A 14,645-nucleotide genomic window follows, 5' to 3' on the forward strand; every position below is an offset into this window, starting at 1 on the left:
TGCCTCCGGTGTCGATCCGTCGGTCGAGGGACCGATCGAGGGGCCGGTCACCCCTTCGGCCACTCCCTCGGCCGTGCCGACAGCCGATCCCCCGGTCGGCGGACCGGCCGCACCCGCGCCTCCGGGCCCGCCGCGCACCTCCGGCTCCCCCGCGATCTCCGATCCGGCCTCGCCGCCCGACCCCGCGTCCAGCTCCGCTTCGGGCACCGCTTCCGGTCCCGTCTCCGGATCGGACGGGGTGCCGCCGCAGCCCGAGGCGCAGCCCACGCTGGCCGGGCGGGAGGCCGGGGAGGGGCGACTGCGGCCCGGACGACAGCTCTCGCCGCAGGAGCTCGCGCAGGCGGACAGTACGCTCCAGCAGCCGGCCCCGCCCTCCGCCGCGACCGATCCGGAGCCGTTGCCCGCCGCGACCCCCGTGGCGAGCGCGCCCCCCGGAGGCGGCCCGCTCTCGCCGCAGGCCCTGAGCGCACCGGCCGTGCAGCAGGTGAAACAGCTGTCGCTGGGCGCGGGCATCACGCTGATCGGACTGGGGCTGGGCTTCCTGGCACTCCGTATGCGCCGGTCGGACTGAGCCGCAGCCAGGCCCCTCACCAGCGCCCACGCACCCCGGAGGAGACTTGCGTCGAACAACATACTCGGTATACATACTGAGTATGTCGATCCGCCATGGGCTCCTGGCCCTTCTGGAACGGGGGCCCAGATACGGCTCCCAGCTCCGTACCGAATTCGAATCACGCACCGGCTCCACCTGGCCGCTCAACGTCGGCCAGGTGTACACGACGCTCAGCCGGCTGGAGCGCGACGGACTGGTCGTCCAGGACGCCGAGGACGACCAGGGGCACGCCCTCTACGCGATCACCGACGCCGGGCACACCGAGCTGCGGAGCTGGTTCGAGACGCCCGTCGACCGCAGCAACCCGCCCCGCGACGAGCTGGCCATCAAGCTCGCCATGGCGGTCGGCGCCCCCGGGGTCGACATCCGTGCCGTCATCCAGTCCCAGCGCCACCACACCGTGAAGGCGATGCAGGACTACACCCGGCTCAAGGCCCAGTCGCTCAGCGACGTCCCGGCCAACCGCGACGAGGTCGCCTGGCTGCTCGTACTGGAGCAGCTGATATTCCAGGCGGAGGCCGAGGCACGCTGGCTGGACCACTGCGAGACCCGGCTGGTCCGCCTCGCCGAGGCCGCCGCCACGGATCCGGAGCCCGAGACCCCTACGGTCGGCCGCGCCGCGTCCCGCATCGCCCGCGCGCACAGCCGACGCTGACGCACCCCGCAGGCCACGAGCCTCCGCAGACCACGGGCCGCACCCGCGGCACCCCACAGACCACACCACAGGCCGCGGGCCCGCCACTCCACACCCGTTCCACCAAGGGGGAACCACCCATCATGTCCTCGCACGTCCCGTCCCGATCCGCGGCGCCGGCCGACCCTCCGATACCGGCCGGCGGACCGGTGCTCGAACTCCGGGCACTCACCCGTACCCACGGCTCCGGCATCGCCGAGGTGCACGCCCTGCGCGGCGTCAACCTCTCCGTGCACGCCGGTGAACTCGTCGCCGTGATGGGTCCGTCCGGCTCCGGCAAGTCCACCCTGCTGACGATCGCGGGCGGCCTCGACACCGCGACCGGCGGCCAGGTCATCATCGAGGGCCAGGACATCGCCGGACTCGGCCAGAAGGGCATCGCCGCCCTGCGCCGCCGCAGCGTCGGCTACGTCTTCCAGGACTACAACCTGATCCCCGCCCTCACCGCAGCCGAGAACATCGCCCTGCCGCGCGAGCTCGACGGCGTCTCCGTCCGCAAGGCCCGCAAGGAGGCGCGGGCGGCACTGGAGGAGATGGGGCTCCTGGAGATCGCCGACCGGTTCCCGGACGAGATGTCCGGCGGCCAGCAGCAGCGTGTCGCGATCGCCCGTGCGCTGGTGGGGGACCGGCGCCTGGTGCTCGCCGACGAACCGACCGGGGCACTCGACTCCGAGACCGGCGAGAAGGTGCTCGCGCTGCTGCGCAGCCGCTGCGACCAGGGCGCGGCCGGAGTGATGGTGACGCACGAGCCGCGCTACGCGGCCTGGGCGGACCGGGTCGTGTTCCTGCGGGACGGTTCGATCGTCGACCAGACGCTCACCGACCACTCCGACGCCGACTCGCTCCTCACCTCCGAGGCCGCCAAGTGAGCGTTCTCACCGGCTGGCGCGCCGCCCTCCGGATGGCCCGGCGCGACGCGATGCGGTCCAAGGGCCGCAGCGCACTCGTCGTCGCGATGATCGCCGTACCCGTGCTCGGGGTCACCGCCCTCGACGTGACCTACCGCAGCGTGACACCGACCGCGACCGAGAAGCTGACGGCCTCCATGGGGTCCTCCGACGCCCTCTTCAGCGATCGGCGCAGCGGCCCCATCGAGCAGCTGCCCAACGCGCAGATGTACAGCCAGGTCGACGAGAACGCGCCGCTGGACGAGGACGCCCCGGAGATCGACATCAGCACCACGTTCCCCAAGGGGTCGCGGGCGATCAGTCTCCAGTCGGCCCCGGCGAGCGTCACCACCAAGTACGGCATCACCGGCACCGACATCCGCGAGATCCGCACGTCGGATCCGCTGGCCCGCGGCATGGTCGAGCTCGTGCGCGGCGCCTACCCGCACGGCATGAACGAGATGGCCGCCACCGAGCCGTTCCTGAAGTCGACCGGGCTGGACATCGGATCGACCACCACCGTGCGCAACTCCGGCGAGAAGTACCGGATCACCGGTGTGGTCGAGCAGCCGGACGCGCTGAAGACCGAGGCGCTGTTCGCCGATCCCGGAGCGGTCATCGCCCCGTGGAAGGCCAAGTCGGAGCACGACAAGAAGGTGACGCCCCCGAACACCCAGCCTGCGGAATGGCTGGTCAAGGGCCCCGAAGGGGCAGGGGTGACCTGGCCGGACGTCATGCGGGCCAACAAGTCGGGCATCATCGTCACGTCCCGTCAGGTCGTGCTCGACCCGCCGCCGGACTCCGAGGTCCCGCTGCTGGCCAGGAAGGGCTACAGCCCGATCCCCAGCAGCCCCACGGAGCTGAGCACGGCGCTCGTCACCGTGACCGCCCTGGCGGTACTGGAGATCGTGCTGCTCGCCGGTCCGGCCTTCGCGGTCGGTGCGCGCCGCTCCCGCCGTCAGCTCGGCCTCCTCGGCACCTGCGGCGGGGACCGGCGCCATGTCCGGGCCGTGGTGCTCGGCGGCGGTCTCGTGCTCGGCGGGATCGGGGCGGTGACCGGTGTGGTGGTCGGACTCGGGCTCACCACCGTGTTCCGCACGACGATCGAGGAGTGGGCCGGACACCGCTTCGTCTCCCTCGCCCTGAGGCCGACGGAGCTGCTGGCCATCGCGGTGGTCGGCCTGATCACCGGTCTCCTGGCGGCGTTCGCCCCGGCGCTCGTGGCCAGCCGGCAGTCCGTACTCGAATCGCTCACCGGCCGTCGCGGCGTCCGCCGCTCCTCCCGGGTGCTGCCGATCGTGGGCGCCTGCGTACTGGTCATCGGTACCGGCGTCGCCGTGTACGGCGGCACCTCCGGCAATTCGACGCTGGTCTCCGGCGGCTCGGTGGTCGCCGAGCTCGGGCTCCTCGCCTGCATCCCGGTGATCGTCGGCTTCCTCGGCCGGCTCGGGCGCAGGCTCCCGCTCTCGCCCCGGATGGCGCTGCGCGACGCGGCCCGCAACCGCGGTCGTACGGCTCCGGCGGTCGCGGCCGTGATGGCGGCCGTCGCGGGCTCGGTGGCCATCGCCACGTACATGTCCAGCACCGGGGCCGAGGCCGAATTCGACTACACCCCCTCGATGACGGAGGGCACCGTCGTCCTCTCCTCCGCGTCCTCCGCCGAAGCCGAGGCCGCCGGGCGGCTCCCGCAGGCACGGGCCGCCGTCGAGCGGAACATGTCCGTCACCAGTCCGCCCGCCGACTACCGGCGGGTCTGGGCGGGCAGCGACTGCAACCGCTACGGCGACGCGGAGAACGACTGCGGCTCGATCGAACTGGTCAAGCCCACCGGCAAGGCCCACACCTGCCCGCTCACCGGCAAGGGAGCCAAGGAACTCGCCGCACGGCTCTCCGCCGACGAGCACAAGAAACTGCTCCAGTCCCCCGCCTGTCTCACCGGCACCATGTCGACCGGGCTCTTCGGCACCAATGCGACCAACATCGTCGTGGCGGACGCGGCCATGCTCAGCACCTACGTGAAGCTCGACGACCCCGCCGCCGCCAAGGCACTGGCGGCGGGCACACCGGTGCTGCTCAACGAGGCGTTCGCGGAGAACGGCGAGATCACCCTCAAGGCGACCCACGCGTACAGCAAGAAGGACAAGAAGAACTGGGCACGCCACCAGGGCAAGGCACGGACCACCACGGACAAGCTGAAGGTGTACGTGGCCCCCGCGAAGTACGCGGCCACCCCCGGGATCAACATGATCATGCCGCAGAGGACCGCGGAACGGCTCGGCCTGCACACCGAGGCCGCCGGAAGCGTGTACACCGTCGCCCACCCGCCGACGGATGCCGAGAACCAGGCGGCGTACGCCGCGATGGCGCAGGTCGGCAGCAACGTCTGGGTGGAGTCCGAGAACGGTCCCGCCGAGACCGACAACAGCATGCTGATGATCCTCACGCTGTTCGCCGGGATGGTGACGCTGGGCGCCGCCGCGATCACGACGGGCCTGGCCAAGGCGGACGCGGAGGCCGACCTCAACACGCTCAGCGCGGTGGGCGCGCCCCCGGGCGTACGACGGAAGCTGTCCGGCTTCCAGTGCGTGGTGGTGGCGTTGACCGGCGTGGTGCTCGGGACGCTGTCGGGGCTGGTGCCGGCGGTGGCGCTGCGGCTGGTCGATCTGCGCAAGGCGCTGCAGACGATGCGGATGGACCCCACGGAGTCGGCGTACACACCGATCGTGCTGCCGTGGGTCACCATCGGCCTGCTCGTCGTGGGCGTCCCGCTGCTGGCCGGTCTGCTGGCGACGGCGCTCACCCGCTCCCGCCTCGCGCTGGCGCGGAGGGCCGGGTGACGGCGATGCCGGAGATACGGCCGGTGATGCCGGTGATACGGCCAGTACGGCCGGCGCGGCCGGTGGGCTGACCGGCCGACTCGGTGCCCCCGTGAACGGTGGATCAACCGTTTGCGGGGGCACCACAGTGTCGTACGGCAGGTGTGCGAGACAATGGCGCCATGGAGATGCCGAGGAATGAACGGTCGCAGGAGCACCCCCAAGTCCTCGTGGTGGGGCAGGACGGCATGGCGATCGGCGGCGGTGGCACTGACGACGAATCGCGTGAGGTCCCGGTGACGGAGATGGTCGAGCAGCCCGCGAAGGTCATGCGCATCGGCAGCATGATCAAGCAGCTCCTGGAGGAGGTCAGGGCGGCTCCTCTCGACGAGGCGAGCCGGGTCAGGCTCAAGGAGATCCACGCCAGCTCCGTGAAGGAGCTGGAGGACGGGCTCGCGCCGGAGCTGGTGGAGGAGCTGGAGCGGCTCTCCCTGCCGTTCACCGAGGAGTCGGTGCCCTCCGAGGCCGAACTCAGGATTGCCCAGGCCCAGCTGGTGGGCTGGCTGGAGGGCCTGTTCCACGGCATCCAGACGGCGCTGTTCGCCCAGCAGATGGCCGCTCGGGCCCAGCTGGAGCAGATGCGCCGCGCCCTTCCGCCGGGCAGCGTGCACGAGGACGAGGACGGCAGCGGGGACCCGCACGGGGCCATCCGGTCGGGCCCGTACCTCTAAAAAGAACGGAAGGGCCGGAAGGGGCTCTGACGGCAAGCGACACCGAGGCCCGGCGCACATGGTCCACGACCTGCGCGCCGGGCCTTCGCGTGGGGCGGGGCGGGGTGGGGCGAGGGCGGAGGCCGGTCCGCCGTCGCGGTGGGCGAGGGCAGAAGCCCGGTCCGCCGTCCTGATGGGTGGCGTCAGCCCGCCGGGGCCTGGAGCAGCACCTTGCCGATGTGCGCGCTGGACTCCAGCACCCGGTGGGCCTCGGCGGCGTCCGGCATCGGCACGGTGCGGTCCACCACCGGCCGTACGACGCCGTCGGCGATCAGCGGCCAGACGTGCTCGCGCACCGCGGCGACGATGGCGGCCTTCTCGGCGAGCGGGCGGCCACGCAGCGAGGTCGCGGTGACGGCGGCCCGCTTGTTCAGCAGGGCGGCCAGATTCAGCTCGCCCTTGACGCCGCCCTGGAGCCCGATGACGGCCAGCCTGCCGTTGACGGCGAGCGCCTGCACATTACGGTCCAGGTACTTCGCGCCGACGATGTCGAGGATGACGTCCGCACCGGCCCCGTCGGTCGCCTTGCGCAGTTCCTCGACGAAGTCCTGCTCCCGGTAGTCGATCAGGATGTCGGCGCCGAGCTCCGCGCAGCGCGCCAGCTTCTCCGGTCCCCCCGCGGTGACCGCGACCCGCGCGCCCACGGCCTTGGCGAGCTGGATCGCCATCGTGCCGATACCGCTGGACCCGCCATGCACCAGCAGCGTCTCACCGGGGCGCAGATGGGCCACCATGAAGACGTTGGACCAGACCGTGGCCGTCACCTCGGGCAGCGCCGCGGCCAGAACCGGCTCGACACCGTCCGGCACGGGCAGCAGCTGCCCGGCGGGCACCGCGACCTTCTCCGCGTAGCCGCCGCCCGCGAGCAGCGCGCACACCTCGTCGCCGACCGACCAGCCGGTGACGCCGGGCCCGACCGCCGAGATACGGCCCGAACACTCAAGGCCGGGGTACGGGGACGCGCCGGGCGGCGGGTTGTAGAACCCCTGCCGTTGCAGCACGTCCGCGCGGTTGACCGCGCTGGACACGACATCGACGAGGACCTCGCCCTCGCCTGCCACCGGATCGGGCACCTCGGCCCAGACGAGTGCCTCGGGACCGCCGGGTTCAGGGATCGTGATCGCATACATGGCGGCGAGGCTACTCCGTGGCAGGTGCAGGACCGCGAAGGTCGTCGCGCGGAATCAGTCGCGCGGGCGTGGTGTGCCCATGGACGGGGTCGGCCCGTCCTGCGGTGATGTGTTCGAGGCACGCACGATGGTGATCAGACGGTCCGTCAACTGAAGCGGGCTGGCCGCCGGATCGTCGTAACCCAGCAGCCGGTGCCCCCGCAATACGCTGACCACGAGATCGTCGGTCTCCCGGACGCTCTTGCCGACCTCGGCCTTTATCACCGGCCGTTCGACGAGATCGAGTCCGCTGCCCTGCTGGATCAGGTCCTCCATCACCGTGCCCGCGCTGGGGCTGAGGACGGAGAGACCCAGCAGTCGGCCCGCGGCACTGGCACTGGTGATCACCGCGTCGGCGCCGGACTGCCGGAGCAACGGGGCGTTCTCCTCCTCGCGCACCGCCGCGACGATCTTCGCGCCGCGGTTGAGCTGCCGGGCCGTCAGCGCCACCAGCACCGCCGTGTCGTCGCGCTGGGTGGCGATGATGATCTGACGCGCCTTCTGGAGTTCGGCCCGCAACAGCACCTCGCTGCGCGTCGCATCGCCGACCACGCCGACGAACCCTTCGGCGTTGGCGATCTCGATCACCTTGGTCGCCGGGTCGACGATGACGATCTGTTCCTTCTTCAGGCCGGTCGCACACAGGGTCTGGATGGCCGAGCGGCCCTTCGTCCCGAAGCCGACGACAACGGTGTGATCACGCAAGCTGGTTCTCCAACGCTTCAGCCGAAAGTCCTCCCGGGTCCGTTCCGTGAGGACCTCGAGAGTGGTGCCGACCAGGATGATCAGGAAGAGCACCCGCAGTGGTGTCACCAGCACCACATTGGTGAGCCGGGCGCCGTCCGAGTACGGGGTGATGTCGCCGTAGCCGGTGGTGGAGAGGGTGACCGTCGCGTAGTACACCGCGTCCAGCAGGTCGACCTTGCCGTCGGCGGCATCGTGGTACCCGCCGCGGTCCGTCCAGACGATCAACACCGTCGCGGCAAGCACCAGGAGCGCCATCAGCAGCCGCTTGGCGACCTGACGCGCCGGTCCGGCGACCGCCCTGCGCGGGAGCAGTACCCGGGTGGGCACGACATGTTCGTCCGCACGCCTGGCCATCAGATCGTGGCCGGGAAGTTTCACGTGAAACACCCTTCCGACCACGGCATCGCCGAGGCCGACGGTAGATCGAGGATCTCCACTTCGGTGCCGGACCGTACCCCGCCCGGCGGTACGACGGCCAGTCCATCGGCGGCGGCAATCCCCCGGAGCATGGCCGGGCCGCTGTAACGCAGGGGTACGACGTGCTCGGCACCGCTGCCGGTTCCCGCGCCACCGTCGTTGTACCCGTTGCTCTCCGGCCTGTCGGCGGTGCCGCCGCCCGCGCGATGGACGACGGGCACCAGGCGGGTGTCCTGCGGGTGCCCGTGTACCTCGTCGCGCACCGCGGCCCGGTACGGCACCTGCGGCCCCCGTCCCGCCAGCCCGCGGAGCAGGGGCTCGGCGAGGGTGAGGAGTCCGGAGACGGCGGCCAGAGGATTGCCCGGCAGCCCCACGAGATACGGTCCTTCGCCGCGTGCCCCGCTCCGGCGCTCCGATGGACCCGCCGCCGCGTTCTCCTTCACGAGCCGGGCCAGCAGCATCGGGTGGCCGGGGCGGACAGCGACTCCGTCGACCAGCAGCTCGGCGCCGATCTCGGCGAGGACCGGGTGGACGTGGTCGACGGGGCCCGCAGCCGTGCCACCCGTGGTGACGACCAGATCGGCGTCGGACGTGGTGAGGGCGTGCCACAGGGCCGCCGCGTCGTCGCCGAGGCGCTGCGGGGCCGAGACCTCGGCGCCCAGCGCGCGCAGCCAGGGGCCGATCATCGGGCCGAGTGCGTCACGGATCAGCCCGTCGTGCGGCAGGCCGCCGGTCAGCAGCTCGTCGCCGAGGACGAGGACGTCCACGCGCGGGCGGGGCACCACGACGAGTGCGTCGTACCCGGCCGCGGCGGCCAGCCCCAGAGCGGCCGGCGTCACCAGCGCCCCGGCGGGCATCAGCTGATCACCGGCACGGCATTCCTGGCCACGGGGCCTGATGTCCTGACCGGGCAGGACCCGCTGCTGTGCGTGGAGCAGCCCCCTGGTCTCGTCCACGTGGGCGTGTTCGCTGCGGATCACGGCGTTGGCATCGGCCGGAATGCGGGCACCGGTGGCGATCCGTACGGCATCTCCGTCGGCGAGCGCGGCGGGGGCGCTCTGCCCGGCGAGGATGCCCATGCCCCGGCCTGAGCCGGCTTCGGCTTCGGCGTCGGCTTCGGCTTCGGTGCTCTTCTCGCTTCCGGCTCCGGCCTTGTTTCCGGCTCCGGCGGGCTCGCGGATCTTCCACGGCCCCGGTCCGGAGACGACCCAGCCGTCCATGGCGGAGGTGTCGAAGGACGGCAGATCGGTGAGCGCGACGAGCGGCTCGGCGAGTGCGTGTCCGAGCGCCCCGTCGAGGGGGATCCGACCGCCCCGGACCGCGGCGGCACGCCCGCACCGAACAGCGAGCGCACGCGCCTCCTCCCAGGAGACCGAGTGCCGGTGCCCACGCGTGGGCGGGGACGGGGGAAGGGGCGGAGACGTGGGCAAGTGCGGAGGCGGGGGCAAGTGCTCGTTCTCGTGCCGGTGCTCGTGCTCATGCCGGTGCTCGTGCTCATGCCGGTCATGTCTTCCCGGGGCCGTGTCGGCGCTGTTGTCCGGGGACGGTGAAGGGGGTGCTTCCCCGGAGTCGCCCGCGGGGCAAGGCCGGTCCATGGAGTGCGGTGGCTCCATGGCATGGGGGCGGCCCGTGGGCCGGGGCTCGCCGGAGGGCCGTCGTCCGACCAGCGCGAGGGCCTGTTCGACGGCCCGGTCCTCCTCGGCCGCCCACGCCGATGACGAACCGACGCCCCACCCATGCCCGACGGCCGCGGACGAGTCGGCCGGCGGGTGGGCATCCGCTGCCGAGGGCCCGCCGCCCACCGGCGCGGTGTCCGCGGCGGGCGGCCGATCGGTCCCGCCGCTACGGGCGGTCACTGCGTCTCGTTCTCGTCCGCCCAGCGGAGGGCGAGCGCGGCGGCCTTCCGGGCGGCCTCGGCCACCGCCGTGGCTCCGTCACCGCCCTCTTCGCTGCTCGCCTTGGCCGCCGCGTAGCCGACCAGGAAGGTCGTCAGCGGCGCGGCGGGCCGGGCGACGCCGTGGGCGGCGTCACGGGCGAGATCGAGCAGGACGCCGGTGTCGACGTCCAGTTCGATGCCGAGTTCGTTCTTGACTGCGGTGATCCATTCATCGAGCACGGACCCATGCTCTCTGATACGGGCCCGAGCCGACGCAATGTCCTCCCAGGTGTCGCAGTCGAAGGAGGCGAGCGGATCGGCCTCCACCCGGGCGAGGTCGAGCTCATGCGTCAGCAGACGCAGGGGGAGCCCGGACAGGCCGCCGTGCTCGGCGGCGAGGAGCGCGAGCTCACGGCGCAGCGGTTCGGCACGGTAGACGGCGACGAGGGGCTGGTCGCGCCCCTGCTGATCGGCGCAGAGAGCCCCCTCCCGCTGCCCTTCCCCGGCGGCGGCCAGGAGCGTTCCGACCGTGTCCGGGCCGAGGAACGGCAGGTCGGCGGAGAGCACCAGGACCCGTTCCGCCGTGGTCTGCCGGACCCCCGCGTCGAGCGCCGCCAACGGGCCGCCGCCCCGGGGCTCCTCGCACGCCCAGATCACCGGTCGCGCGGTGGGCCGGCGCCCGCCCACCACCACCGTCGTCGAGGCATCGGCGCAGGCCACGAGCACCCGGTCGAGCAGCGCACGGCCACCGACCCGGATTCCGGGCTTGTCGGCGCCGCCGAGCCGCTTGGCGGCCCCTCCGGCAAGGACGATGGCGTCATACGCGGTCATGCCCCGAGTATGCGGGCCACGGGCTCCCGTCGATCCTCCCGGTCGGCGATCGGGCCGATTCCCGGATCGGGCGAGGAGGAAGGACGGAGCCCACGACCTGTCCTCGCCTACAACGTGCGCAGCAGCACCGCCGGTTGCTCCACGCAGTCGGCTACGTAGCGCAGGAAGCCGCCCGCCGTACCGCCGTCGCAGACCCGGTGGTCGAAGGTCAGCGACAGCTGGACCACCTGGCGTACGGCCAGCTCGCCCTGGTGCACCCAGGGCTTGGGCACGATCCGGCCGACGCCCAGCATCGCCGCCTCGGGGTGGTTGATGATCGGGGTCGATCCGTCGACTCCGAACACCCCGTAGTTGTTCAGCGTGAACGTGCCCCCGGTCAGCTCCGCCGGGGTCAGCCGCCCGGCCCGCGCCGCCTCGGTCAGCCGGGCGATCTCGGCCCCGATCGACTCGGCGTTCCTGGCCTGCGCGTCCCGCACGACGGGGACGACCAGGCCACGCTCGGTCTGTGCCGCGAACCCGAGATGCACCTCCGGCAACCGCACGATCTCCCGTGCCTCCAGGTCCACCGTGGAATTGAGCTCGGGGAACCTGGCCAGCGCCGCGGTGCAGATACGGGCCAGCAGGGCCAGAACCGACACCTTGGACCCGGCCGCCGGACCACCGGTGCTGTTCATCGCGGCCCTGGCCGCCATCAGCTCGGTGGCATCGGCATCGACCCAGCACGTGGCGTCGGGGATCTCCCGCCGGCTGCGCGCCAGCTTGTCGGCGACCGCACCCCGTACACCGCGCAGGGGAATCCGGTGCGCGCTCTGCCGCGCCACCGCCCCGGAAGCCGACTCCGTCACGGCCTCCGGCGTCGGGACCGCAGTCGGCGAGGAAACCGCCGCCCCTTCCTCCAGTGCTTTGATCGCGGATTCGATGTCGGCCCGCAGGATCAGCCCGTCCGGCCCGGAGCCCACCAGCTGCCGCAGGTCGACCTCATGCTGCCGCGCCAGCTTCCGTACCAGCGGAGACACGACCGCCACCGGCCCCAGGACCGCATCCGGAACGGGACCGGGAACCGACACCGGAGCAGAAGCAGGCGCAGCAGCCGACACCGGAGCCGCAGCAGGACCGGACGCCGGATCCGCAGCCGCAGCCACGGGCACCCTCGCGGGAGCAGCTGCCGTCAGGGCCGTGGGACGGACCCGCCGGCGACGGGCCACCGGTGCACCCGTCCCGTACCCGACCAGCACGTTGCCGGACGACTCCACCTCACCAGCCCCGGACTCACCGGAACCAAACCCCGCTCCTTCGTCAGCCCCACTGCCCGACCCCACCGCGACCGTCAGCAGCGGTGCTCCGACCGGGAGTTCCGAGCCCTCCTCGCCGAACCGGGCGGTCACCACGCCCCCGTACGGGCACGGCACCTCCACCATCGCCTTGGCCGTCTCGACCTCGACGACCGGCTGGTCGATGGCGACGACATCGCCGACCTCCACCAGCCAGCGCACGATCTCCGCCTCGGTGAGCCCCTCGCCGAGGTCCGGCAACTTGAATTCGAGTACCTGGGGCATCAGCTCTCCGCCTCCCACTGCAAGCGGGCGACCGCGTCCAGCACCCGGTCCACGCCCGGGAGATGGTGCTTCTCCTGCATCGGCGGCGGATACGGGATGTCGAACCCGGCGACCCGCAGCACCGGCGCCTCCAGATGGTGGAAACAGCGCTCGGTGACCCGGGCCGCTATCTCGCCGCCCGGCCCGCCGAAACCGGAGGACTCATGGACGACGACCGCTCTCCCCGTGCGCCGGACGGAAGCGGCGACGGTCTCGTCGTCGAACGGCACCAGGGAGCGCAGGTCCACGACCTCCAGGTCCCAGCCCTCCTCGACGGCAGCCTCCGCCGCCTCCATGCAGACGGGCAGCGAGGGCCCGTACGTGATCAGCGTCGCGCTGCGGCCCGGCCTGCGTACGACGGCCCGGCCGATCGGCTCCACCGCGACCGGGGCGTCGGGCGACCAGTCCGCCTTCGCCCAGTAGAGCCGCTTCGGCTCCAGGAACACCACCGGATCGTCGGAGGCGATCGAGGCCCTGAGCAGCCCGTACGCGTCCTCGACCGTGGCGGGCGTGACGACATGGAGGCCTGGCGTCGCCATGTAGTACGCCTCCGAGGAGTCGCTGTGGTGCTCGACCCCGCCGATCCCGCCGCCGTACGGCACCCGGACCGTGATCGGCAGCGGCATGGCACCGGCCGTCCGGTTCCGCATCTTCGCGACATGGCTGATGAGCTGCTCGAACGCCGGATAGGCGAAGGCGTCGAACTGCATCTCCACCACGGGCCGCAGCCCGTACATCGCCATGCCCACGGCCGCCCCGAGGATGCCCGCCTCGGCCAGCGGGGTGTCCGTGCAACGGTCCTCGCCGAACTCCTTCGCCAGACCGTCGGTGATCCGGAAGACCCCACCGAGCGTGCCGACGTCCTCGCCGAGGACATGCACCGTCGGGTCCTGGGCCATCGAGTCGCGCAGCGCCCGCCCGAGTGCCTGCGCCATCGTGGCGGGTTTGGCCTTCGCCCTCCGCTCCCCGGCCGTCGCCGCTGCGGTGGTCATCGCCCTTCCTCCACGTCGTCATGGCCGTGCTGGTCCTGCTCGGCGTCCAGTTCGACCCGCAACCGGGCCGCCTGCTCCCTCAGTTGATCGGTCTGTTCCGCATAGACATGGGCGAACAGGGCCATCGGGTCCAGCACCGGATCGGCGTTCATCCGCTCGCGCAGTGCGGCCGCCATCCGCTCCGCGGCCGCACGCGCCTTCTCGATGCCGTCGTCGCCCAACAGCCCCCGCCCGGTCAGCTCCCGCTCCAGAAGCCGGATCGGGTCGTGCGCACGCCAGGCCTCCACCTCGCTGTCGACGCGGTAACGAGTGGCGTCGTCGGCGTTGGTATGGGCGTCCATGCGGTACGTCACCGCCTCGACGAGCGTCGGCCCGCCGCCGCTGCGGGCCCGCGCCACGGCCTCGCCGAGGACCTGGTGCACCGCGGCCGCGTCGTTTCCGTCCACCAGCCGGCCCGGCATCCCGTACCCCACGGCCTTGTGCGCCAGGGACGGCGCGGCGGTCTGCTTCGCCAGCGGTACGGAGATCGCGAAGCCGTTGTTCTGCACGAGAAAGACGACCGGGGCACGCCAGACGGCCGCGAAATTCAGCGCCTCGTGGAAATCGCCCTCGCTGGTCCCGCCGTCACCGACCATGGCGAGCGCCACCACGTCGTCGCCCTTGAGCCGCGCCGCGTGCGCCAGCCCCACGGCATGCGGCAACTGGGTGGCGAGGGGGGTGCAGAGCGGTGCGATGCGGTGCTCGCGCGGGTCGTAACCGGTGTGCCGGTCGCCGCGCAGCAGTGTCAGCGCCTCGACCGGGTCCAGGCCGCGCGCCACGGCCGCGAGAGTGTCCCGGTAACTGGGAAAGAGCCAGTCCCGCTCCTCCAGCACCAGCGCGGCCGCTATCTCGCAAGCCTCCTGCCCCGTGCTCGACGGGTAGACGGCAAGCCGCCCCTGCTTCGTGAGAGCGGTGGCCTGTGCGTTGTACCTCCGGCCCCGGACTAGCTCCGCGTAGAGCCGGAGCAGCAGCTCGGGGTCGGCGTCGGCCGCGGCATCCGTGCCGAGCACGCGGTACGGCTCGGGGTCCGGGAGCAGCGGCGCGGGATCGGTGAGCGGCTTCCAGGCCGGGGGCGGCGTGGGCCGGTAAGCCGCCGCGCCGGGCAGCTCTTGGACCGTCATGACAAGCACCTCCTGGCATCGAGGGGTTTCGAGCGGCGTCTGGCGGCATCGGGGGTCGTCCGATGCCGAGGGGTGTCG

At 72.3% G+C, this 14,645-nt stretch carries 12 protein-coding genes; 5 read left to right on the forward strand and 7 right to left on the reverse strand.

The features are described from left to right. Positions 1-73: 73 nt before the first annotated feature. The 5 genes from GA0115234_RS30235 to GA0115234_RS30255 all read left to right on the forward strand — a co-directional run bounded on the left by GA0115234_RS30235 (position 74) and on the right by GA0115234_RS30255 (position 5,741). Positions 74-571, forward strand: coding sequence for a hypothetical protein (locus GA0115234_RS30235; protein ID WP_237541837.1), 498 nt, complete (start codon positions 74-76; stop codon positions 569-571). Between the two features lie 82 nt (positions 572-653). After that, complete coding sequence (locus tag GA0115234_RS30240; RefSeq protein WP_093548017.1) at positions 654-1,268, forward strand: PadR family transcriptional regulator; 615 nt, start codon at positions 654-656, stop codon at positions 1,266-1,268. A gap of 122 nt (positions 1,269-1,390) precedes the next feature. Continuing rightward, positions 1,391-2,176 carry an ABC transporter ATP-binding protein gene (locus GA0115234_RS30245; RefSeq protein WP_093548019.1) on the forward strand — a complete coding sequence of 262 codons (786 nt, stop codon included), beginning with the start codon at positions 1,391-1,393 and terminating at the stop codon, positions 2,174-2,176. Next, complete coding sequence (locus GA0115234_RS30250) at positions 2,173-5,031, forward strand: ABC transporter permease (RefSeq protein WP_093548021.1); 2,859 nt, start codon at positions 2,173-2,175, stop codon at positions 5,029-5,031. Before GA0115234_RS30245 ends, GA0115234_RS30250 begins: the two co-directional genes overlap by 4 nt. 161 nt (positions 5,032-5,192) lie before the next feature. Beyond that, the gene (locus GA0115234_RS30255; protein ID WP_093548023.1) at positions 5,193-5,741 is read left to right on the forward strand and encodes a bacterial proteasome activator family protein; all 549 of its coding nucleotides are present in this window, start codon (positions 5,193-5,195) and stop codon (positions 5,739-5,741) included. A 182-nt stretch (positions 5,742-5,923) separates the two neighbouring features. Here GA0115234_RS30255 and GA0115234_RS30260 read toward each other — a convergent pair whose 3' ends face one another. The 7 genes from GA0115234_RS30260 to pdhA all read right to left on the reverse strand — a co-directional run bounded on the left by GA0115234_RS30260 (position 5,924) and on the right by pdhA (position 14,567). Next, positions 5,924-6,910 (reverse strand): NAD(P)H-quinone oxidoreductase, encoded by a 987-nt coding sequence (locus GA0115234_RS30260; protein ID WP_093548025.1) that lies wholly within the window; start codon positions 6,908-6,910, stop codon positions 5,924-5,926. Positions 6,911-6,964: 54 nt separating this feature from the next. Beyond that, positions 6,965-8,050, reverse strand: coding sequence for a potassium channel family protein (locus GA0115234_RS30265; protein ID WP_093548340.1), 1,086 nt, complete (start codon positions 8,048-8,050; stop codon positions 6,965-6,967). A gap of 20 nt (positions 8,051-8,070) precedes the next feature. Further along, complete coding sequence (locus tag GA0115234_RS30270) at positions 8,071-9,708, reverse strand: molybdopterin molybdotransferase MoeA (protein ID WP_370804615.1); 1,638 nt, start codon at positions 9,706-9,708, stop codon at positions 8,071-8,073. Positions 9,709-9,965: 257 nt separating this feature from the next. Further along, complete coding sequence (locus GA0115234_RS30275; protein WP_093548027.1) at positions 9,966-10,820, reverse strand: NTP transferase domain-containing protein; 855 nt, start codon at positions 10,818-10,820, stop codon at positions 9,966-9,968. 107 nt (positions 10,821-10,927) lie between these two features. After that, on the reverse strand, positions 10,928-12,376 hold the full coding sequence (locus GA0115234_RS30280) for a dihydrolipoamide acetyltransferase family protein (protein ID WP_093548029.1): 1,449 nt from the start codon (positions 12,374-12,376) through the stop codon (positions 10,928-10,930). Continuing rightward, positions 12,376-13,407 (reverse strand): alpha-ketoacid dehydrogenase subunit beta, encoded by a 1,032-nt coding sequence (locus GA0115234_RS30285; protein WP_093548031.1) that lies wholly within the window; start codon positions 13,405-13,407, stop codon positions 12,376-12,378. Before GA0115234_RS30285 ends, GA0115234_RS30280 begins: the two co-directional genes overlap by 1 nt. Next, on the reverse strand, positions 13,404-14,567 hold the full coding sequence (gene pdhA / locus GA0115234_RS30290; protein ID WP_093548033.1) for a pyruvate dehydrogenase (acetyl-transferring) E1 component subunit alpha: 1,164 nt from the start codon (positions 14,565-14,567) through the stop codon (positions 13,404-13,406). The genes GA0115234_RS30285 and pdhA overlap by 4 nt, the downstream gene beginning before the upstream one ends. Positions 14,568-14,645 lie beyond the last annotated feature (78 nt).

Origin of the sequence: Streptomyces sp. DvalAA-43, from assembly GCF_900091725.1 — a bacterium.
GTDB classification, from domain to species: domain Bacteria; phylum Actinomycetota; class Actinomycetes; order Streptomycetales; family Streptomycetaceae; genus Streptomyces; species Streptomyces pulveraceus.